Source organism: Aquicella siphonis, from assembly GCF_902459485.1.
Taxonomy (GTDB): Bacteria; Pseudomonadota; Gammaproteobacteria; order DSM-16500; family DSM-16500; genus Aquicella; species Aquicella siphonis.
In genome coordinates this window covers 1,495,459-1,517,004 of record NZ_LR699119.1, presented here as the reverse complement: position 1 = coordinate 1,517,004, position 21,546 = coordinate 1,495,459, and the positions used below count along the sequence as shown (strand labels likewise).

Annotated in this window: 16 protein-coding genes; 7 read left to right on the top strand and 9 right to left on the bottom strand. The window is 47.0% G+C overall.

From position 1 onward, the window contains the following. Nucleotides 1–137: 137 nt before the first annotated feature. The gene (locus AQULUS_RS07135; protein WP_148339388.1) at nucleotides 138–1,532 is read left to right on the top strand and encodes a hypothetical protein; all 1,395 of its coding nucleotides are present in this window, start codon (nucleotides 138–140) and stop codon (nucleotides 1,530–1,532) included. A 6-nt stretch (nucleotides 1,533–1,538) separates the two neighbouring features. Here the strand turns inward: AQULUS_RS07135 and AQULUS_RS07130 are convergent, their stop codons facing one another. The 5 genes from AQULUS_RS07130 to AQULUS_RS07110 all read right to left on the bottom strand — a co-directional run bounded on the left by AQULUS_RS07130 (nucleotide 1,539) and on the right by AQULUS_RS07110 (nucleotide 6,246). Next, complete coding sequence (locus AQULUS_RS07130) at nucleotides 1,539–2,582, bottom strand: inorganic phosphate transporter (RefSeq protein ID WP_148339387.1); 1,044 nt, start codon at nucleotides 2,580–2,582, stop codon at nucleotides 1,539–1,541. Between the two features lie 2 nt (nucleotides 2,583–2,584). Further along, nucleotides 2,585–3,211 carry a DUF47 domain-containing protein gene (locus tag AQULUS_RS07125; protein ID WP_148339386.1) on the bottom strand — a complete coding sequence of 209 codons (627 nt, stop codon included), beginning with the start codon at nucleotides 3,209–3,211 and terminating at the stop codon, nucleotides 2,585–2,587. A gap of 119 nt (nucleotides 3,212–3,330) precedes the next feature. Beyond that, nucleotides 3,331–4,689 carry an ATP-binding protein gene (locus tag AQULUS_RS07120; protein ID WP_148339385.1) on the bottom strand — a complete coding sequence of 453 codons (1,359 nt, stop codon included), beginning with the start codon at nucleotides 4,687–4,689 and terminating at the stop codon, nucleotides 3,331–3,333. Next, on the bottom strand, nucleotides 4,686–5,357 hold the full coding sequence (locus AQULUS_RS07115) for a response regulator (RefSeq protein WP_148339384.1): 672 nt from the start codon (nucleotides 5,355–5,357) through the stop codon (nucleotides 4,686–4,688). Before AQULUS_RS07115 ends, AQULUS_RS07120 begins: the two co-directional genes overlap by 4 nt. 142 nt (nucleotides 5,358–5,499) lie before the next feature. Beyond that, nucleotides 5,500–6,246: a uracil-DNA glycosylase family protein gene (locus tag AQULUS_RS07110; protein WP_232051853.1), complete on the bottom strand. Its 747-nt coding sequence runs from the start codon at nucleotides 6,244–6,246 to the stop codon at nucleotides 5,500–5,502. A 56-nt stretch (nucleotides 6,247–6,302) separates the two neighbouring features. On the opposite strand from AQULUS_RS07110, the gene AQULUS_RS07105 reads away from it, so the two are divergent. Continuing rightward, the gene (locus AQULUS_RS07105) at nucleotides 6,303–6,482 is read left to right on the top strand and encodes a Trm112 family protein (protein ID WP_148339383.1); all 180 of its coding nucleotides are present in this window, start codon (nucleotides 6,303–6,305) and stop codon (nucleotides 6,480–6,482) included. A 110-nt stretch (nucleotides 6,483–6,592) separates the two neighbouring features. On the opposite strand, the gene AQULUS_RS07100 is transcribed toward AQULUS_RS07105, so the two are convergent. After that, nucleotides 6,593–9,064: an Rne/Rng family ribonuclease gene (locus AQULUS_RS07100; protein WP_197737300.1), complete on the bottom strand. Its 2,472-nt coding sequence runs from the start codon at nucleotides 9,062–9,064 to the stop codon at nucleotides 6,593–6,595. 484 nt (nucleotides 9,065–9,548) lie between these two features. On the opposite strand from AQULUS_RS07100, the gene AQULUS_RS07095 reads away from it, so the two are divergent. Further along, entirely contained in the window at nucleotides 9,549–10,523 is a 975-nt protein-coding gene (locus AQULUS_RS07095) for an RluA family pseudouridine synthase (RefSeq protein WP_148339382.1), read from the top strand. Then, nucleotides 10,520–11,302 carry a CDP-diacylglycerol--serine O-phosphatidyltransferase gene (pssA, locus tag AQULUS_RS07090; protein WP_148339381.1) on the top strand — a complete coding sequence of 261 codons (783 nt, stop codon included), beginning with the start codon at nucleotides 10,520–10,522 and terminating at the stop codon, nucleotides 11,300–11,302. The genes AQULUS_RS07095 and pssA overlap by 4 nt, the downstream gene beginning before the upstream one ends. Before the next feature lie 82 nt (nucleotides 11,303–11,384). Here pssA and AQULUS_RS07085 read toward each other — a convergent pair whose 3' ends face one another. After that, nucleotides 11,385–12,761 carry an L-serine ammonia-lyase gene (locus tag AQULUS_RS07085; protein ID WP_148339380.1) on the bottom strand — a complete coding sequence of 459 codons (1,377 nt, stop codon included), beginning with the start codon at nucleotides 12,759–12,761 and terminating at the stop codon, nucleotides 11,385–11,387. A 309-nt stretch (nucleotides 12,762–13,070) separates the two neighbouring features. Between AQULUS_RS07085 and AQULUS_RS07080 the strand changes: the two genes are divergently transcribed. Then, a complete protein-coding gene (locus AQULUS_RS07080; protein WP_148339379.1) occupies nucleotides 13,071–13,979 on the top strand; it encodes a hypothetical protein in 909 nt (302 codons plus the stop codon). Nucleotides 13,980–14,091: 112 nt separating this feature from the next. Here AQULUS_RS07080 and AQULUS_RS07075 read toward each other — a convergent pair whose 3' ends face one another. Next, on the bottom strand, nucleotides 14,092–16,014 hold the full coding sequence (locus tag AQULUS_RS07075) for an ankyrin repeat domain-containing protein (protein ID WP_172622773.1): 1,923 nt from the start codon (nucleotides 16,012–16,014) through the stop codon (nucleotides 14,092–14,094). Nucleotides 16,015–16,398: 384 nt separating this feature from the next. Next, complete coding sequence (locus AQULUS_RS07070; protein WP_148339377.1) at nucleotides 16,399–16,878, bottom strand: RT0821/Lpp0805 family surface protein; 480 nt, start codon at nucleotides 16,876–16,878, stop codon at nucleotides 16,399–16,401. A gap of 292 nt (nucleotides 16,879–17,170) precedes the next feature. Between AQULUS_RS07070 and AQULUS_RS07065 the strand changes: the two genes are divergently transcribed. Next, complete coding sequence (locus AQULUS_RS07065) at nucleotides 17,171–18,415, top strand: AmpG family muropeptide MFS transporter (RefSeq protein ID WP_148339376.1); 1,245 nt, start codon at nucleotides 17,171–17,173, stop codon at nucleotides 18,413–18,415. Continuing rightward, entirely contained in the window at nucleotides 18,393–21,464 is a 3,072-nt protein-coding gene (locus AQULUS_RS07060) for a mechanosensitive ion channel domain-containing protein (RefSeq protein WP_148339375.1), read from the top strand. Before AQULUS_RS07065 ends, AQULUS_RS07060 begins: the two co-directional genes overlap by 23 nt. Nucleotides 21,465–21,546 lie beyond the last annotated feature (82 nt).

Here is a 21,546-nt window from a genome sequence, read left to right as displayed (position 1 = left end):
TGTCCGGTCATGTTTTCGCTGCGGCAGTCCTGCTGTTGAAAAAATGCCGCAGCGGAAAGTCCCATGCAGCGCAATAGTACATTTATGGCATGGAAGACAGATTGATGTGAATTGACTGTGATGGTGAGGAGGCAGCCATGCAGGTGCGCCTTGTGAGAGATGTCGTCGCAGAGCTGACTGAGAAACTCAACGTTCTCTTCGGTCATTTCGGCGCTATAAATCCTGAGCCCCAGGCAAGTGACATCTTGTCCATTCTTAAAAAAATGGAATCTGACTTGACGTTCAATCAATTGCGCCGGCTGCTGGTGGAATACAAGAATTGTGAAGAAAATTCCAGTCCGTCTGCGTTGAGGGCGTTTTATGAGTTTCTGAAACAGCGCTGGGAGAGAATTGATAAAACGGATCTTGTTTACCCCCTGTCTTCGCGTACCGCTGTCAGTCAATCATGTGTCATTCTGGCAACGGTCTTATCCGTTATGGATAGCAAGCCGGTCTATGACATTCTGATGCCTACACTAACCTCAAGCGAACACGTCTTTCCTGGCCAGGGTGACTTGTCCGCCTTGCGCCTGCATGAGTTTATACTGGGGGAGGATGATTCGCCGCTGGCGGTGGAACACTGTTTCCAATATCTTGAAAACCGCTATCAGATGACAGGAACGCATGCTTTTTCAGGTCAGGCTTCGCGGCTGTCGCGCTTGCGGCAGAAACCCTATCCTCTAAAAAAACATTTGACTCTCAATGAAGAACGCATGATCCGCCAACACTCACAGCAGGCCTGTGAATATTATGATACTCTTGTGTTGAATGAAAACACCGCCAGGTACAAGGCGGCATTTCTTGAGTCACTGAAAAGCGATCACTACCAGGTCACAGCCTCATATGGCGCGGAAGGAACATCCCGCTTGCTGGATCATCTGCTTGCCAACCAAAAATCACCGTTTGATTTATCCAATCTGTTGGTTGAATACTTGCCCAGGCATCACTGGCCAATTTTCATGAATGCCATTAGCAGAACGGAATTATTTCGAATCGTCATGGGAATTGATTTGCCTCACTTGAGGCGGTCATATCGAAATCTGGAGGAATTCAAGCGCGTGCAATTACAGGATGCGGATCAGATTCTCTCGAAACTGGTACAATTTAAACCTGCATTTGCCAGCGAGAGTAATTTGCGCGCGTATCTTTTGTGTCTGCTTGAGGCATATGATCAATCCAGAGAAGAGGGACCTGAATTCAAGTCTGACGCAGGACAGTATATTGGGTCACTGTTTTCCTTGGCATTTTCCAGAAGTGATAAACTGCGAGCCAGTCAGGTATTTCGCGATTTCCTCCTGAGCGATCCGCCCTGGCCGCTGGCTGATCTTGCGGGTTATTTACGCAAAAATAATCTCTTGGACAAGCATTGGGGTCCACTGACAACCATGACGCATTTTGGAAATAATACGCTGCCCACACTCGTATTAATGGCAATGGATATGGGCCGGCAGTTCGAACTGAAAAAAACATCAACGCAAAAAAGAACACAGTAGGGAACATTAACTATATAAGAAAAGATTGGAATATAACGCAATGGTCGCATCGGCGGTGATGAATTGTATGATACTCCAAACAATCGCGGCAACGCATCCGGCGGCAGGAATGGTCAGTATCCATGCCCAGACTATGTTTTTTGCCACGCCCCAGCGTACGGCGGAAAATCCATTTAAGGACCCGACGCCAATGATGGCGCCTGTCACTGTATGGGTGGTTGAAACAGGAATACCCATCATGGTCGCGAGGGCAAGAGTGAAAGCACTTGCGGTATCAGAACAGAACCCGCTGACAGGTTTCAGTTTTGTGATGCGCATACCCATGGTTTTGACAATGCGCCATCCGCCGAAGACGGTTCCAAGCGCAATGACAAAATTACAGGAAATGACAACCCAGAACGGAACGTAAAAGCGGTCTCCTATAAGATTGGATGAATAGAGAAGAATGGCGATGATGCCCATGGTTTTTTGCGCATCGTTGCTGCCATGTCCCAGGCTGATGAAGGCGGAAGACAGGAATTGGAGTCGGTGAAACCAGCCTTCCACTTTACTGGGAGTGGAATAAAAAAATAATCTGGCAGTGATAACCATCAACAACATTCCCATGAGCATTCCCAACAGCGGGGAGATGACTATGGCTAGAAGTACCTTGCAAATGCCCAGCCATTTTAAAGGCTGCATGCCGGCGTGGGCGATGCTTGCGCCCAGCAGTCCGCCAATCAGGGCGTGTGAGGAGCTGGATGGCAGTCCGTAGTACCATGTGAATATATTCCATATGATGGCGCCTAACAGCGCCGAAAAAATGACATAGAGATTGATGACATCAGGATCGATCAATCCGGTTCCGATGGTAGTTGCGACATGCACGCCAAAGAATAAAAACGCGACGAAATTGAAAAATGCGGCCCAGAGTACTGCCCAGTGGGGTTTGAGCAGCCGGGTAGAAACCATGGCCGCGATGGAATTGGCGGCATCATGGAAGCCGTTCAAGAAATCAAAAAACAACGCGAGACCAATCGTTATAATGACTAAACTCAAGGATGAATCCATAATCAGGAATACTCAAGAACGATGCCTTTCAGAATGTTGGCGACATCCTGGCAGCGATTAATCACGGACTTGGTGTGAGCATACACTTCTTTCAGCTTGAAAAACTGTTTGAAATCCTGTTCTTCCATAAATAATTTTTTTTCCCCCGCCAGTACGACCTGGTGCGCCTTGCTTTCAACATGATCAATTTCATTGCAATACTTGAATATTTCAGCGGAGTTTTTCAATGAATGTAGACAATAAATGGAAGACTTGATATGGCTGGTGGCTTCTGCGCTGAGCTGGGAGAGCCGTATCATTTCTTCTGGCACGGCCTTGAGCTGATAAAATGGAAAACGCTGGGCGATGCGATTGATTAAATCAATGATGTCATCAAGGGTGCTGGTGAGTTGGTGAATATCATGCCGGTCAAAAGGTGTAATGAACGTCTTGTGCAGCAATTCAAAGTTGGCATGGGCGATCTGGTCCGCTTCTTCTTCATGCTTGGCGATTTCATCCACATAATACTGCTGATTATTTAAATTCTGCAGCATGTTTGAAAACTCAGTGGAAGCCAATAAAAGCTTATCGGCAGCTTTTTGAAAGAGCTGAAAAAAATTGTCTTGTCGCGGTAATAATCGTTTCAGCATGATCTATATAAGGTTCCTGTGATTATTTGAATCATTTTTGAGCACCAACACCTTAAAGCAGCTGCATTTTTATTTACAATCCCTTGTTCCAATGCGAGATCCTCAAAGGAATGCACATTTTAAGCGTGATACTTGGGAAATGCTACATCGAATTGAAGACCGATACCATTTTGCGGGGTCGCCAGATGGATGGTGGCGTGATGAAGAGCTGTAATCTGACCGACAATGGCAAGCCCCAGACCGCTTCCTGAAGCTTTTGTGCCCAGGATTCGATAAAAACGTTCAAATACACGCTCACGGAGTTCCGCTGGTATACCCGGCCCGGTATCAGTGACCCGAAAGATAATTTGTGTGCCTGTGTCTATAATACTGACTTTCACCTCGCCATGGGTAGGTGTATAACGGATGGCGTTATCGACGATGTTGCGTATCAAAATACCCAGAGCGGTGTCATTGCCGACAACGAAAGGCTGCGCTGGGGGGGAGGAAAGTTCAATTTCAATATTTTTTTCCAGTGCATGTGGTGCGAGATATGCGATGATTTCCATCGCCAGTTTATGCAAATCCAAGGGTTTTACATCGGTCAGGGCTTCTTCTTCACCCAGACGGCTTAAGGTCAATAATTGAGCAACCACGTGAGAACTCCGGTCTACGCTTTCTATTACTTTTCGCAGTGCTTTTGTGCGGTCAGCTTCATTGTCAGCTTTTAATGCCACCTGGACGTGCGTTTTGAGTGCGGCAAGAGGGGTGCGTAATTCGTGAGCGGCATCGGCTGAAAAGCGTTTGTTGCGTTCGAACGCCAGTTTAAGTCGTATGAAAAGTTGATTGAGTTCAGCGACCAGCGGTTTGATTTCCACAGGGATTTCCGTCAGCTGTACGGGCTCCAGGTACGTGGAGGCGCGGTTGGAAATTTCCGTGGTGACGCGAGTGACAGAGCGCAGCGCCAGGCTGATAATGAACCAGACTAATAATCCGAAGACAGGATAGGTGATCAGCAGGATATTGGCATTGCTGCGAGCAATATCATCTGCCAGTTCACGCCGGATATTATAAAGTTCTGCAACGATGATCTTGGACTGGATTTTATCATCGTAAGTACTATAAATGCGCCAGTCATCACCGTGGATCACTTTGTCGCTAAAGCCCAGGGGCGCATCCTGCAAGACGCGAATAGGAACTTCGGATGACTGCATGATTAATTCACCTGATTTGCTCCAGACTTGAAACAGAAACCGCTGTTTCGTGATGGGCAGCGTGGTGCGCAGATAATCAATGATCTTGGCTCTTATTTTTGAACTGGAACTGCTGGATTCACTCAGGATGCTGATTAATGAAGAGACGCGGATTAGCTGTTCGTCCAGATAAGGCTGAATGACTTGCTCATCAAGCAGATAGTTGCCAATTCCATTAATCGCTGATGCTAGCGTGATACTCAGCAGCAAGCTGATTAAAAGAAAGTATCTGATCGATTTGATCATTTTTCATCTTTACTTTTTTCTATAGTGTATCCAATGCCTCGAACTGTACGAATAAATTCCTGGCCAAAACGTTTGCGAAGGTTATGGACATGTACTTCCAGTGCGTTGCTGTCAACTTCTTCTCCCCACCCGTAAAGTGATTGGGTCAGGTGTTCACGCGAGAGTACCCGGCCAGCATTCTCCAGTAAAACGTGCAACAGGGCAAACTCTCTGCGCGAGAGGTTGACAGGTTCTTCCTTGTAAGTGACCGTATGGGATGCCGGGTCGAGTGAAATATCGTTGTGCACGAGCAGCGGTGCTGCGCGTGATGCGAATCTTCTTTGCAGGGCGCGTAAGCGTGCCAGCAACTCCGGAAGATCAAAAGGCTTGGTCAGGTAATCATCCGCGCCGCTGTCCAGGCCCTTGACCCGGTCTTCTATGGATTCGCGAGCTGTCAGTATCAGGACCGGTGTGGTATTGCCGCGCTCACGCAGGTTTTGCAATACTGTAATGCCGGGCATTTTGGGCAAGCCCAAGTCGAGGACAATCAAATCAAAATTCTCGGTTTTTAAGGCTTGGTCAGCGAGGGCGCCATCTTTGACCCAGTCTACGGTATACCCGTCCTGTGTTAAACCCTTACGCGTTCCTTCGCCCAGTAACTCATCGTCTTCAACCAGAAGTATGCGCATAAAAATCCCTCTTTAGTATAATATAACTTTATCTTTTTTAAGTAAAAAGTGCAATCAACCCGCTTGCGGCCCTGCTGGAAATGCGCGGCTTGATACCGCGGCCTGATGTCAATTTCGATATATTTTTCATGATGATGCGAGATTATCCCCGACCCGGGCTTGAAGACTGTAACAAATGCAGGGGACGAAAGAAATCCAGGACTTTCGGGTTTGTGATAAATGAAAGATTATAGGGATGTTCGGCGTACAGCTTGTCCGGCTGCGCGCGGGTAATAAGGTGATCTATCGTATTTGCGATCCTGCCAAGCAGGATGAATGTCACATGCGGCCGTTTTTGCAGCAGGCAATCCAGAATTTCTTTGGTAAAAGGATACCAGGCGCGGGCATCCTTCTGTGGTGATCCAGGCTGTAAAACGGGTGTTGCATTTAATAACAAAAAACCATGACGTATGAGATTGGAAAATAATTCTTCGTTAGTCTGCACAAAACCTTGTTTATCGATTTTTGCGATGTCATCCTGGTTGGTGTGGTGTTTGTCCAGCAGTCCGTCTGCCACCATTAACATTTTCAGGATGTTGCGCAGGGATGTGGCGCGGTTCACTTTTTTGCTTAACCCGGTTGAAGACCAGAGCTCATTGACAGAAGCATCCCAGAATGCATAACCATTTGCAGATTCGCTTCTCGGATAAGGTGATTCTCCAAACAAAACATAATTGACTTGTGTGAGCGGCAATGAAAAGGCGTTGAAAATCCGTTGTGGTCCCGGCAGCCAATTCCTGGAGTGTGTTAAATGATTCAGGTAGTCAGGATCCACACGGTTTATGCCTTTCTGAATGCATTCTTTCCAGGAGGCATCGGCGACATTCAAGTTAAATGGATGCATTGTCATTAATTATACTTCCACGTATTATAAAACATGATTATCAGAAAACTGAATAAAGCCTTATGGAAAAAAATTTACTCGAAATACTAGCATGCCCTGTTTGTAAAGGGGAATTAATATATGACTCGAGCAATCAGGAGCTTATCTGTCGATTTGACAGGCTGGCTTACCCCGTCATTAACGATATTCCAGTTATGATTGAATCAAGAGCAAGACGATTAAGCAGCGAAGAAGAAAACTGATTTTTTTGCTGATCGATCTGGAATGTGCCAGTGATAAGATGAGATTTTGAAACGAGGTCCGAACTCAGGTGTAAAAAAGGGGATAACATATGGTTATCCCCTTGTCATCATCAGGCTTCTTCATCTTTCTTTTTGACACTATAGATATCTTCTCCTTCCAGGGTATGGCGATTTTGTTCTCCCGGCTCCTGTTTGTGAGCATGCTGTTTCGAGTGTCTGTAACGATGATGAAAACGATGCCGTGGTTTTCTTTCAGCTCTTTCGGTCTTTTCACCTGATGCAGTCTGGCTTTCGCCCGTTTGCTGCTGCGGGGATTGAATGGGTTGATTGGCTACCTGGGTGCTGGGTGAGTACACATTACTGGCAGATGTTTGGATTTCAACCGGCTTGATTATTGTTTCTGCCGGTTGGGGCTGGCTGACAGGGGTTGCTGCAGCTGCATGATGTTGCGGCATGGAAGATGGCTGATGTGATTCGGAAGAAGACGAGATATTGCGTGTCTCTTGATCACGTTGCTGTCTGGATTCTTTCTGCCGGAAATCACGATTGTCACGCACGCGAGACTCTCTGGGTTCGCGGTTATCGCGTTCACGAGATTCTCTGGGTTCGCGATTGTCACGTTCACGGGGTTCTCTGGGTTCGCGGCTGTCGCGTTCGCGAGACTCTCTAGGTTCGCGGCTTTCAAATGTTCGGTGGCTCCCGCTTCCGCCATGGCGGCCGCGGTCTCTGCGTCCTCCACGATGACGATGGCGTGGGCCGCCCTTGTGCCTGGAAGGCTGGCCGCGTAGTCTGCCATGTCTTTTCAACCCTTCCCCTTGATCACTATCACCACCTTGTTCGCCAGATGAAGCAGCGGCGGGTAATTCCTTTTTCTCGAAAAAGTAATTCAATAGTTTTTTCAGTAAGCCGGGTTCTCCATTTCCGCCGGTGCTTTGAGAGGGGATAACAGGCGCGGCTGCCGGAGCCGGCATTTCTTCCATGGGCATACTTTTGATCGCCGGTTCCTGATGTGCTTTTGGAACAGGCGGCATTACGGTTTGACTGGAGATTTCCGGTTTGATCGCGAGCTTGTAGCTGGCGAGTTTTTCATCTTTTTCTGTAATATCTGAAATACGAATGCGTTCGACTTCATATTGAGGTGTCAAGAGATGGGCGCTGGGTACAACAATTATGGCAACACTCTGACGCTTTTCAATATCTATAATTGCCTGTCGTTTTTCATTGAGCAAATAGGCGGCGATTTCTGTGGGAAGTATCGCGCGTACCTGTGCGGTATTTTCCTTTAATGCTTCTTCTTCAATGATGCGGATAATCGAAAGACCGAGTGATTCTATGCCGCGTATGGTTCCTTGGCCCTGGCAGCGAGGACAGGTGACCCGGCTCGCTTCACCCAATGATGGTCTGAGACGCTGGCGCGACATTTCAAGCAGCCCGAAGCGGGAAATGCGGCCGATTTGAACACGCGCCCTGTCCATATCCAGGGCTTTTCGAAGCCGGTCTTCCACTTCGCGCTGGTTGCGAATGGGTGTCATATCAATGAAGTCGATGACTATCAATCCGCCGATGTCACGTAAACGTAACTGTCTGGCGATTTCATTGGCCGCTTCCAGGTTGGTCATGAGAGCGGTTTCTTCTATATCGCCGCCTTTGGTTGACTTGGCAGAGTTGATATCAATGGAAACCAGTGCTTCCGTATGATCAATAATGATGGATCCGCCAGACGGTAACCGTACGTCACGCTGAAAAGCGGATTCAATCTGGCTTTCAATCTGAAAACGTGTGAACAAAGGGGTGGGATCTTTATATAATTTGACGCGGCTGACAAAGTCTGGTCTGATCAGCTTGAGATGATTGACTACATCTTCGTATACATCTTGATGATCAATTAGGATTTCATCAATGTCTTTGCGCAGATAATCCCGCAAGGCGCGTATGACAGCGTTGCCTTCCTGGTAAATGAGAAATGAGGCCTGGCGCTCATCCGCTGCCTTTTGAATCACTCCCCACAACCTGAGCAGGATTTCCAGGTCCCATTGCAATTCTTCAGGCGAACGACCGCCGCCGGCTGTGCGGATAATGAGACCCATGCCGTCCGGTACTTGCAAGGTGTTGAGGACGCTGTGTAACTCATCGCGTTCGTCGCCTTCGATACGGCGTGACACTCCGCCTGCGCGTGGATTATTGGGCATGAGAACCAGATAGCAGCCTGGCAGGGTAATGAAAGTGGTGAGGGCCGCACCTTTGTTGCCGCGCTCTTCCTTTTCAACCTGAACAATCAATTCCTGGCCTTCTTCCAGGACTTCGGTAATGGTTGGGCGCCTGCCGCTGTCATTGTATTCTTTTCTGAAGCAGGAGCGCGCAATTTCCTTGAGAGGCAAGAATCCGTGACGTTCTTCGCCGTAATCTACAAATGCTGCTTCCAGGCTGGGTTCAATTCGGGTGACCTTGCCTTTATAAATATTGGATTGCTTTTGTTCCCGGAAGGTTGATTCGATAATCAGGTCATAAAGAAATTGGCCGGTAGCCAGGGCGATTCGCAACTCTTCGTCTTTATGAGTTGCATTGATGAGCATTCTATTCATGTTTTCATCCGCTTAAAATTATGTGTTCAGGTACACAGGGATGAGAGGCGATCGCTTTTATAGGTTGAGCAGGGTTAGTAAGTCGTTGTTCATCACAACACGAGAGCCATTAAGCTCTTCATTAAGGGCTCTTCATTACCGGAGCTCTGCATACTCTGGGGCGGCATCACTGGATGTGCGTTGACCCGGTCAGGATGTTCAGCGCGCCAGCGACGGTTTTTTTCGGAAAACCTGTAAAACCATTTCGTCTTCTGTGGTTTGACTAATTCATCAAACCCTAAAAATCCATTGCCCGTATCGCATAATGCGTTAGCTATAAAAACGTTATTCTCTTCATCGGTGCCTTGAAGCACGTTAAATTCACAAAGTTCTAAACTTTATTGTTAATAGCTGTAAAATGTCAGCCAACATATACCTTTCAAGGTTAAAATGAATAGTACCAATATCTTGATTTTATATCAATTAAAAACCAGGGCGGGCATGAATGAGCGAGTCAGATAACACCTCTAGAGGCAAATCGGGGGTGCAACATTTTATTGTACCTGAGGATTTTGCGGGCCAGCGCATTGATAACTTCCTGATGGCGCGCCTTAAAGGAGTGCCGAGATCGCGTATTTACCGAATTCTCCGTAAAGGCGAAGTTCGTGTTAATAAAAAGCGAATTGATGCATCTTACCGGCTTTTAACCGGAGATGATGTCAGGCTGCCCCCGGTGTTTCTGGCCGAACGGGCACGGCAGGTTCCTCCCAGCGCAGCGACAGAGACATTATTGGCTGACAGGATATTGTATGAAGATGACTATCTTTTGATCATAAATAAACCAGCCGGAATGTCTGTCCATGCCGGCAGTACAGTCAGAGTAGGTGTGGTGGAGGCGCTTAGGCATATGTATCCCAAGCTTCCTCATCTGGAGCTGGCGCACAGACTGGATTCAGAAACGTCAGGATGCCTGGTTCTTGCCAAAAAGAAGCGCATCTTGCGAGAGGTACATTCATTGTTACGCGAGGGCAAGGTAAAAAAAATATATTGGACGTTAACAAAGGGAAAATGGAAAGATTCAGAGCTGCGCGTTGATCTTCCCTTGCATAAAGATTATCAGGACGGCGGCAAGCATGTGGTGGAGGTGCATAAAGAAGGCAAGTCGGCACTGACCGTTTTTCATACTCTCCAGTCTTTCGCCCGGGAAGCTTCTCTGATGGAAGTGAACCTTTTTACCGGACGCACACATCAGATTCGTGTGCACGCCCAGCATCAAGGCCACCCGGTTGCGTGCGATGACCGTTACGGCGATCCGGAGTTTAACAAACAAGCCAGGCAATGGGGTTTAAGACGCATGTTTTTACATGCGAAACAGATAGATTTTACTTTGCCTTCTTTGAATCAGCGTATTACAGTAGAAGCCCCATTGGACCCTGAATTGAATGCAATTATAAAGGCATTAACGACGAGGTATACATGAGTTTGGAACATAAATCCTCAGACACGGATGAACAACCGGAAAAGATTCCTCAGCGAGGTATCTACCTGCTGCCAAATCTTCTGACGACGGCAGCATTGTTTGCCGGATTTTATTCCATTGTCGCTGCCATGAAAGGTCACTTCGAAACGGCTGCCATTGCCATTTTTGTTGCCATGATCGCCGATGGGCTGGATGGCAGGGTGGCCAGAATGACGCACACACAAAGTTTGTTCGGCGCCGAATATGACAGCTTGTCTGACATGGCTGCATTCGGGATTGCGCCGGCGCTGGTGTTATACAGCTGGTCTTTATCTCATCTGGGCAAGCTGGGATGGCTGGCGGCTTTCCTGCATACCGCCGCAACCGCTCTGCGGCTGGCCCGATTCAATATCCAGGTAAGTGACAAGCAGTATTTCCAGGGATTGCCCTGTCCGACCGCGGCCGGAATGGTGGCAAGTATTATCTGGATGGGATCAGGATTCGAGATCAGCGGGGCGGCAGTAGCCAAGCCTCTTGCTATCCTCACCATCATCATCGCGGCGCTGATGGTCAGTACTATCCGTTACTACAGCTTTAAGTCAATCGACTTCAAGGGCAGGGTACCGTTTTATACGGTGGTTGCCGCAGTGTTCATCATCGCTGCTATCGCGATTGACCCGGCTGAAGTCTTTTTTGGAGTATTTTTCATCTACATCATTTCGGGGCCTGTATATACCTTATGGCGGGTTCGCAAGGTGCGTAAACAGCGCAACCAGGATCATAAATCGGCAAAAAAATAACCATAACCGCTAAAAATGTTCTTCGTGGAACATTTATTGGATTTTCATGTGATATTTGATTATATATTGATCGATTTTTAAGTTAACACTCTGGCAAATTGGCCGCCAATCCACCCTGGGACGTTTCCTTATAGATGGTCATCATATCCTTGCCAGTTTGTTTCATGGTGGCTATCACTTTATCTAGCGAAACATAATGATGTCCATCACCCAGCAAGGCCAGTCGTGTTGCATTGACTGCTTTCACGGCACCCATGGCGTTGCGTTCTATGCATGGAATTTGTACAAGGCCATTAATGGGGTCGCAAGTCATTCCCAGATGATGTTCCATGGCAATTTCAGCCGCGTTTTCAATTTGGTACAATGTGCCGCCCAGTACGGCAGTCAAGGCACCGGCTGCCATTGAGCAGGCTACACCCACTTCTCCCTGACAACCTACTTCCGCTCCCGAAATGGAAGCGCCTTTCTTATAGAGGATACCGATGGCGCAAGCAGTCAGGAGAAAATCGATGGCGGCATCCTGGCTGGTTTGCGGATAAAAGGTCAGATAATAATGCAGAACGGCGGGGATGATGCCGGCAGCGCCATTGGTGGGTGCAGTCACAACCCGTCCGCCTGCTGCATTTTCTTCATTGACTGCGATGGCAAACAAGTTCAGCCATTCCATACTGTCCATGTGCTGATAGGACTGGGGTTTTCCTTTGGCCAGTAATTTCTGGTAGAGGATGGGAGCACGGCGTTTGATATCAAGGCCGCCCGGAAGTATGCCCGGGCTTTGACAGCCTTTATCTATACATTCACGCATGACCTGGACGATATGCCATAGCCGTTTTCTGACTTCGGCTTCCGGGCGCAGGCTGCATTCATTGGCCATGATCAACTCTTTGATGGTCAAGCTGTTCTTTTCACATAGCTCCAGCAGCGTTTTGGCACTGGAAAAAGGATAGGGCGAATCGGACGTATCTGCTCCGTGAGGGTGCGCGGCTTCATCTTCATCCAGAATAAATCCTCCGCCAATGGAATAATAAATGCGGGTATAAAGTTCGGCGGCGTGGGCATCATAAGCCGTAAAACGCATGCCATTGGTGTGAGCCGGAAGCAAGTCTTTGAAATTGAATATAAAATCAGATGGGTAGTCAAACGCGGCCTGGTGTGTGCCATTCAGACGAATTTTTCGGCTTTCGATGATTTCTTTTGCCCTGGGCCTGATGGAATCAGGATCGACTTCATCAGGAGCATGACCTTCCAGGCCGGACAAGATGGCATTATCAGTGCCATGGCCTTTCCCGGTGAAGGCCAGTGATCCAAATAATTCAATTTTAATCCGTTTCGCAAGGTCCAGCTGATTCCTGTCTTTGAGCGAATTAACAAAAGCTCTGGCAGCCTTCATAGGGCCTACCGTGTGCGAACTGGAAGGACCAATACCAATGGAAAATAGATTAAACACACTGATGGTCATATGGAAAACCTCTGGATTTTCAAAGTCTGATTAATTTCTGCTTTATAATACCGCAGCTCATATATGTCCATATTTTAATTATATTAGAATCCATAGCGTTTTGGCCTCATGCGCCGCTTCTTCGCAGCCAGGGATTTTTACCCGGAAATCCGGCTGTCTCGACTCATGACAAAAAGTAAATAAATGTTTTTATTTCCAAGGCTTAGATAGCATTGCGTCATTTTTGGCAGGTGCGGAATGTCAGGGCCTGGCATCTGCTATACTTTAATCAAATAAATTAATTGATGGTATTGGTACGAGGGTGGCAATATGGAACCGCGACACGCAGCTTCTGATTTATCTCAATTTCAGTCATATCTTCAAAATTTGAAACCGTCAAATTTTGAAGATTTATATCAAGTGTCTCAAGCCGAATTAATGTTAAATGGAAGGCTGTTTTTTAATATGACATTTTCGGATGGATCGACACCGCCCAAGGTGGATGCGGATATGATGAAAGAAGCGAACAAGGAAGCAATCCAGCAATTCGTTGGTATATACAAGCAAATGATAGATTTCAATACACTTTCCACGCAAGCGCTTGCATCAGGCTTATCTAATGAATTCGCGGCATCGGCAAATATGGCGGCAAAAGCGTGTAAAGGTAAAATGGAGGCTGTTATTCGTGATCATATTGATCAGCAATTTCAGCAAATATGGGCCAAACTGTCAGTGCAAATAAAAGATGATCCGGATGGCGGCAAGAAAAAGGAACTGGAAACATTCATTAAAAATGCAATTGCCTTTCAAATTTATTCTGTCGTAAAAGATGCTGCTGATGCGCAGTTAATGCAGGCAGCCAGGCAGGGTCAGGCCAGGAAGGAAGGCAGAGAACAAGGAGTCAGGTTTGCACAGGAAGGACCCGAAATAATTACCGAGAAAAAAAAGGATGATGCAGCAAAAAAGCCCACTTTGACCAGAAAGGCGACGGAAGCCAACCTGGGCAAGCATACTGTTAAGCCTGATAATGCCGAAATGAAGGAACCGGAAATTAAGAAGCCATTGGATAAACTACGGATTCCGGAAGGACGGATGTTGACGAGACGCGACAGCCGCATCATCAGCAATCCATCAAGACCAACAGGTAGTTCAACGGCAGCCAAGCTGGATACTGTTCAGGATAAAGATGAAAAAAAGGATAAAGGTGCTGAACCCCCTAGAAGAGGGCCGGGTTTTTGAGGCTATTAAGAGAATGTTCATTGACACGGTTCAATGAACGCTCTCGTTATTTAATGCTCAGGTAATCCATTTTTAAAAACGACGGTCATCAGCTCGAAATTAAATCTCGAAATTAAAGAGTGCAGCCAGTGCCTTGGATCTTGGATGCGGTTCCCTGGAGTAGTGAGTCTTGTATCCGCGGCTCATCTTTTGTCTGACCAAACAGTCCCCATGTGGATCCCGCTGTATTTTGTCTCGTTGAATCAGCTGATTTTATACTCAAGGAACCAGTTTGCTGTGCTTCAAGCAGTTTTGTCATGTTCTGGAACGCTCGCTTGAATGCTGCTTCGGTCAGCATGGCTGCATTATGCCTTGAGTAATATTCATAAAATTGTCTGACGGAGTCAGCCGACCAATCCGGTTCGGAAACACATGTGGTATCCAGTATGTCTGAGAGGATGATATTGAATCGGTTACGCATGCTGTTTGCGAATGCCGAAGAGTTATTATGTAGAAATTCATAAGCCCAAATGACACGTTGCCGCATGATTTCCAGATTTTTTCCTTCCTGACGACGTTCCGGCTCCTTGATCTGCATTCTCGCTTTTGATTTTGATATATCCAGTTTGCCATCGGATATAACGATGTACCCATTATAAATCATATTTGTCAGTTCAATTCCCGCCTGCTCCCTTTTTTCCGCGGCGCAAATCGGGTCTGCAAAAACCGAGTGATAGTATTCGAAAGCAGCAGTAAAATCGCTATATTCGATAAAGTGACTGGCGCAATACAGCCGTCCGTCTCCTGCAGATAATTTCTCAACGGCATCTGTCAGCATATGGATTTCAGGCTTGTTGTGAGCGGGCTGGTCCAAATGACCCTGTAATATTTCCCGATAACGTGCAATCAACATGGATTTTAATTTTTCACGACAAAATTCGAAATCATTCAAAATAACGGATGCCCATGCTATGGCATCATGGCTGGAATGTGCTTTTGTCCGCTGTTCGAATTCGTACATCACAAGCCAAAGATAAATGCGCTCGCTGGTCTCAGCAGCAATTTGTAGTAGTATCCTGATATCATTAGCAATCAAACCGAATCCGTTTTCTGACTTATCACTCAGGAGCAACCGCAGCATATCCAATTGGTCATTGATAACGGCTATCTGCAAAGCATCATATCCTCTATTGTTTTGAACTGGCAAAGACAATCCGCCGCCCCCTTCCGTTCTGGTTTTCACAAGCCAGCGCAGCATCTCAATCTGGCCATTACCTATGGCTGTCAGGACGGGGCAGCTGCCATGATTGTTTTTGACCTGAAGCTTACGACCATATCCTCCCTGCTTCTTTTTCTTCAACAGGTTTGTTAATGTGGCCATTTGTCCATTGGCAACCGAAATCAACACCGTATCATTTCCAGTGTGATTTTTTGCTTTGATTGAAAGGCCGAATCCGCCTTTCTTCTTAGATTTTGTTAATTCTCTCAATATGGCTTGCCTGCCTTTTGCAGCGGCAATCAAAACAGCATTGTTTCCATAATTGTCTGTCGCGTTAATGGGGAGGCCATATCCGCCATGACGTCGTGACTTGGTTAATCGTTGCAGCATTTCGGCTCTTTCATGTAACACAGCTGTTATAACCGCTCCGTAACCATTAATATCGGATTCATCCAGAGATAAACCATAGCCATTTTCACTCTGTGGTTTGACCAGTTTTTCAAGGATATCGGGTTGATTGAACGCAATGGCAGTTAACACCGCGCCGCGACCTTGACTGTCTTTTGCCTGCAATGAGCTGTCAGTATTTTCAAGAAGCCAGGATAAAACGTCACTCCGTCCTGATCTAATAGCAATTAAAACTGCACTTAAACCTGCAGAGTTATAGTAGGAAAAATCCATTTCAGATGACAGCTTCCGCAATGACTCAAGGGTTCCCTGTGCAACTAGGTATAAATAAGCGGTGTACCGGATAAATTGAGATATTGAGGGATCAGAGATAATGGCTTCAACCTCGCTAAGGTTATACAAAACCTCATGCTTTTCTAGTAACTGCACAAGTTCGAACCCTGAAATGCCGTTAAGCGATAGGTGGGTATTCTTTGCATTGTGAGTGAATAAGCTGTGATTGGCTGCAAACATATTTTGAGTCTCTGAGCATATTTGTGTATTTTGCGTCCAGTATTCTAGTATAAATTGATCAATAAATAAACTAATATTAAATTATAACTTGAGTAATAATCGCATCTTACAAGAAGTCTTATCAATAATGGTTAGAGTATGTAAAGGCTGGAATGTAGGTAAAATGCCGAGGTCCATTCTTTATAATTTTTATCTAAATCTATTGGTTTTTAAATTTTTATATATTTCTTTTCTAGGTGCCAAGGTATTAAAAAACCGTCAACGCCAGGGAGCGGGCGCTGACGGTTTCGAGGCTGGAGCTTAAGCTTGTATGGCTTGCCATGATCCATCAGCCTGGCGGCAGGCAGTTCCCTGCACTGTCTGTTTTTTACCCTTGATAGTGGCCACCATGGTGTATTTACGGCAATCTTTGTGTCCATTCATGGCCATATGCTTGGTGGTAGGTGTCATAGTGTAATGCGCACCGGTTTTTTTGTTTTTCCAGTGATGCGCTTTCTTCTGCGGCATGTGTTCCAAAGCGTAAGATGACTGCATGTTGTCTGAGTGATCCATGGAATGACCCACATAACCGCCTATGAGTGCGCCGGCGACAGCGCCCGCGCCTATGGCAACAATTTGTCCCGTGCCTGCGCCAATCGCGCTGCCAGCCACACCGCCGACTACCGCTCCGGTAACAGCGCCGATCGTGGTATTTTCATTCTGGGTATTCGCGGAAGAACAGCTGACAATCAAACTGGCACTTGCAATGAGTAGAGCTGATTTAATCAATGCTTGCTTCATGACCCAACACCTCCAATATGAATTCAATCCCTGAAACATCCTTGATCTATACACTCATTCCCAGTCACCGGAGAGACGCTATCGGGTATCAAAACGAATAGCATCGATGCGAGAATAGTCGTCTTATGTTATAGGATATTCCATCCGTTTCATACATAGGGTTTATACCTAGTGCCGCACACCAGCCTGAATATAATCATGAGTATAGGGACGGCGTTTAATTGTTTTAAATTCAGGTTTTTGATGGTAAAATTTCAACCAATTTACACCACTGTCCATGATGATTTAACCAATGACGACTTCGACTTCAAAAATGCTGATGAATCCTCGGCTGCTGGCGATATTGGCCTTCGGATTTGCTTCCGGTCTTCCGCTGTCGCTAACGGGCGCGACCCTGCAGGCATGGTTTACCGAAGCCAATGTGAACCTGAAAACCATAGGCATTCTCTCGCTGCTTGGCATCCCTTATACACTCAAGTTTTTATGGGCGCCGCTGATGGATCATTACGGGTTTACCGCCTTGGGCAAACGCAAGACTTGGATCATGCTCATGCAATTGGCGCTGGTTATCATGCTTTTTGTTCTCTCGCAAATGGACCCCGCAGTCCAGGCTGGCAGCATGGGCATCGCCGCGCTGGCAATCGCGTTTTTTTCGGCATCGCAAGATATCTCGATCAACGCCTACACGACGGATGTTCTCACATCCGATGAGCGGGGATTGGGCGCCGCCTATACTGTCTTTGCTTACCGTATAGCCCTTCTGGTTTCAGGCGGGCTTGCGCTGATTTATGCGGACTATTTCGGCTGGGAAAAAACCTATGAATGCATGGCGCTGCTGATGCTTCTCGCCATGATACCCGCGTATTTCGCGCCGCGCCCCCAGGAAGCGGCTGTTTCCGCGCAAAATCTTTATCAGACCACCCGTCTTTCCCTTGTCGATTTGCTCAAACGGGACAAGATGATCTTGTTGCTGCTCTTTATTATCTTATATAAATTTGGAGACGCCCTGGCGTTGTCCCTAATCACCAATTTTCTCTTGCATGGCTTGGGATTCACGCTAACCGAGGTGGGGCTGGCTTATAAGATTGTCAGTTTTGTCGCTATGATCCTGGGTGGTTTTGCCGGCGGCATTCTGATGACGCGCTGGAACATTTATTACGCCCTGCTGGTTTTCGGACTCGCGCAGGCGTTTTCCAACCTGACATTCGCTGTGCTCGCCTATGCCGGCAAAAGTTTCGTGCTGATGGCGGCTTCGGTTTTTATTGAAAATTTTTGCAGCGGGTTAAGCACGGCCGCGTTGCTTGCGTTCATGATGTCGCTTTGTGATCGACGCTACACAGCGAGTCAATTTGCTCTGCTTTCAGCCGTGGCATCCATTGGCAGGGTGTTTCTTGGCCCGCTCGCGGCCCTGATGGTGGAAAATCTCGGCTGGGTACAGTTCTATATCTGGTCGTTTGTTCTGTGCTTTCCCGGTATTTTTCTGCTGGCGTTATTGAAAGACGAGGTAAGGTTTCATGCGCATGCCGCTGCTGATTGAAAAACATTTTGCGGGAATACTCCTGGTGCTGATACTGACAGCCGCGATGATGCTGCCGGTGTACGCCAAGCAGGCCCGGCAAAATGATCAGTCAACCATAGACCGGATTCAGCTGGTGACACAGCAGATTAACCTGCTTAAGGGCCGCCTGGATCAGGGCCAGCAGGAATTATCAGATCTTCAGCAGCAACACGACAATCACATTTCCGGGCAAGCCCTGGAAAAGGTTTCAAAAAGCCTGCTTGACAAGGCCTCGCTGGATATTTCTGTCGCAAAATCCAATCTGGACAGCATAAATATCGAACTGACCGATAACCAGCAAACGATTACCTGGCTGGAGAAAAGCGTTCAGGAAATTGAAAATCAATTGAATGTATTAAGCATATTCGGAGTCAAGGTGGCAAAAAATGAAGTCGCCAACCCGGATGTCCTGCATGCAGACCTTGCTTATCAGCAAAACCTGCTGACACTGGAAAAAAAGCGCTATAAATACTTGCAAAACTTGCAGCAAGTAGCCGGCAACATATTGTCCCTCAGGAATGATCATTACAGCCGGCTGAATACTTTGCTGAAATCCCGCAATCTGCTGCATGTCAAGCAGCAGCAGGTGAATGATGAACTGGCTTATCAGGAACAGCAAAACGAGTGGCTGCAAAAATTAAATCAATATTATGCGCAGCTGGCGAACATTGATCCGGTCAAATCCCGGTCAGAATATGCCGCGATAGAGCGCGATATTTATTACGCCAATGAGAAGGCGAATTATGCTTACGTGCAATCACTGATTGCCCGTTATGATGACCAGATTCAGCAAATGAAACTGGCTGTTATGAGAAGCAGTTCTATCAGTGTATTAAACGAAATCGGTGATCAGTATCAGAGTCTTAACAAGCAGATTGACCGTCTTGATACCGTATTGAAATCCCGAATATCTGTTTTGGAAACCCATATCAATTATTTGTCAGCGCGCAAAGCGAAAGCCGCTGCGTTTCAGCCTTACATCAAAAACCTGAAAGAAGTGGCAAAACAATACAAGGCTTCGGATGTTGATCTCTTGCGCATTAACAAGAACCTGTCCGACTTTCGTCAGAGTCTTGATCATGCATTGCAGACCGAGTTGTCTTCACGACAGGGATTTCCCGTGTTCGGATTTAAAACTTTTTTGGATCTGGGCAAGGAAATGCTTTTAGTGCCGGCGCTGTCGTTTCAGATTATCAAGAGCCTGTCTACCGCATTGATACGGGGATTCGAATCAAAAAGCCTGTTGTCATGGAGTCTGTTTATATTGGCCGAAGCCATTGTGACAGTGATCTTTTTCTATCTGCGCGGCGCGTTAATCCGCCTGTTGGAGCGCCCATCGAAATGGCGGGACAAGATCAATTCCAAATGGCTTAGCCTGCAGTGGCTGCGTCGAAATTTCGTAGACTTGTTCGTGCTTGGCAATGTGTTCGGGATCATGGTCTTCTTCGGTATTTCCCGTCAGAATTACGTATTCATGGTGTATCTCGCGCTGGTCTGGCTGACTTTTAAAGGCATTATGGTGATTGCCCGGCTGTGCCTGGTGGAAACCACGCATGACAGCACAGGTCATGACACGCGATTATTTCATCGTCTGAAATGGATGATATTGCTGGGCGGAATTATCACTGCTCTGACCGTGTTTGTGCACCAGCTTCCCTTGATTTATGAGTTAAAGACTTTGTGTGACCGGCTGTTTTTATTATTGACGATGCTGTTATCAATCATGCTGCTGCGCTCTTACGATGTGGTTCCCAATCTGATTCTGTCGCACATGGAACATAATCATCCCTATCTAAAGCGCAGTATCCGCCTGATTGGCGTGCTGGTGCCATTATTGATGCTGGGAAATTCCATTATAGGCGTATTTGGATACCTGAATCTGATCATGACTGTGTCCTGGTATGAGGGTTTGTTCATGATTGTCCTGATTGGCTATCTGATTTTACGCGGTCTCTTGTCGGACGCGATGGAACAACTTTCCCGTCTGATGATCCAGTATGTCAACAACGGCTGGTTGTGGACAGAAGCTTTCCTGAAGCCCATAGACAAAGTCTTGCGTATTGCATTGTTTTTTATCGCCTGGGCGGTGTTGTTCATCTTGTATGGATGGGACAAGCAGTCGCCCATCGTGGAAAGACTGACGCGTATGCTGCATTACAAGCTGGTCAGCGTCTTGAACACAACGATCACTCCCCTTAGTATCATCGAATTGTTCGTGGTCATTTCTGTCTTTTACTGGACTGCGAAATGGACACGTGAATTTGTATACAGAATGCTGTTGTCGCGCACAAAAGACATGGGCATGCGCAACAGCATTTCGATCCTGAGCCAGTATACGGTGGTGGTGCTGGGCATCTTTATCTGCCTTCGCGTCCTGGGCATTGACTTGCGCGCCCTCGCGATTGTCTCCGGTATGTTCGCGTTCGGTGTGGGCTTGGGACTGCGCGATCTGGCGAACAATTTTGCCTGCGGATTTCTGATTTTGCTGGAGCGTCCGCTGCGTGTGGGAGACATTGTCAATATCGGCGGGATAGAAGGTGAAGTGACTCATATCGGCAGCCGGGCTGTGACGGTGCGTACCTGGGACTGCATGGAGCTGGTTGTTCCCAACACGGAAATTTTCAATAAATCCTTCACGAATTGGACGGCGAAAGATTATACGGTGCGTTCGGTTCTTCATATAAAAATCGGACGTTATGACAATCCTCATGAAATCAAGGTCCTGATTCATAATGTGCTGGTGGAACACAAGGATGTCCTGACCGACCCCGCGCCGGAAGTGTATCTCAAGGAAATCAGCGACGCCCTGATGGAATTTGAAATCCGCTATTTTGTTAATATCCGTCAGGTCAAATCCCGCACCAGTGTCGCTTCCAACGTGCTGATGCATATCTGGGACACGTTTGCTGCGCATGGCATCAAGCCCCCGTATCCTCAGCGGGAGATTGTCCTTAAGAGTGACAGGGTGGTCAAAAGCGAGAAGCCCATACTGGATCTTGCTCCCAGTTCAGTGGACCGTCTCATGTAACAAGCCGTTTCCACTCGCTGCCATCCATGCGGGATAGTTACCGTTCTATAAAGACTGACAAGCGTCTGTGAACCCGATAAAC

Excerpts from the sequence above, each read along its gene's own strand:
- AQULUS_RS07060 (WP_148339375.1), top strand. The coding sequence starts at position 18,393 with ATGCGCATGCCGCTGCTGATTGAAAAACATTTTGCGGGAATACTCCTG.
- AQULUS_RS07130 (WP_148339387.1), bottom strand. The coding sequence starts at position 2,582 with ATGGATTCATCCTTGAGTTTAGTCATTATAACGATTGGTCTCGCGTTG.
- AQULUS_RS07125 (WP_148339386.1), bottom strand. The coding sequence starts at position 3,211 with ATGCTGAAACGATTATTACCGCGACAAGACAATTTTTTTCAGCTCTTT.
- AQULUS_RS07100 (WP_197737300.1), bottom strand. The coding sequence starts at position 9,064 with ATGAATAGAATGCTCATCAATGCAACTCATAAAGACGAAGAGTTGCGA.
- AQULUS_RS07105 (WP_148339383.1), top strand. The coding sequence starts at position 6,303 with ATGGAAAAAAATTTACTCGAAATACTAGCATGCCCTGTTTGTAAAGGG.
- AQULUS_RS07110 (WP_232051853.1), bottom strand. The coding sequence starts at position 6,246 with ATGACAATGCATCCATTTAACTTGAATGTCGCCGATGCCTCCTGGAAA.
- AQULUS_RS07070 (WP_148339377.1), bottom strand. The coding sequence starts at position 16,878 with ATGAAGCAAGCATTGATTAAATCAGCTCTACTCATTGCAAGTGCCAGT.
- AQULUS_RS07065 (WP_148339376.1), top strand. The coding sequence starts at position 17,171 with ATGACGACTTCGACTTCAAAAATGCTGATGAATCCTCGGCTGCTGGCG.
- pssA (WP_148339381.1), top strand. The coding sequence starts at position 10,520 with ATGAGTTTGGAACATAAATCCTCAGACACGGATGAACAACCGGAAAAG.
- AQULUS_RS07085 (WP_148339380.1), bottom strand. The coding sequence starts at position 12,761 with ATGACCATCAGTGTGTTTAATCTATTTTCCATTGGTATTGGTCCTTCC.
- AQULUS_RS07115 (WP_148339384.1), bottom strand. The coding sequence starts at position 5,357 with ATGCGCATACTTCTGGTTGAAGACGATGAGTTACTGGGCGAAGGAACG.
- AQULUS_RS07120 (WP_148339385.1), bottom strand. The coding sequence starts at position 4,689 with ATGATCAAATCGATCAGATACTTTCTTTTAATCAGCTTGCTGCTGAGT.
- AQULUS_RS07080 (WP_148339379.1), top strand. The coding sequence starts at position 13,071 with ATGGAACCGCGACACGCAGCTTCTGATTTATCTCAATTTCAGTCATAT.
- AQULUS_RS07135 (WP_148339388.1), top strand. The coding sequence starts at position 138 with ATGCAGGTGCGCCTTGTGAGAGATGTCGTCGCAGAGCTGACTGAGAAA.
- AQULUS_RS07095 (WP_148339382.1), top strand. The coding sequence starts at position 9,549 with ATGAGCGAGTCAGATAACACCTCTAGAGGCAAATCGGGGGTGCAACAT.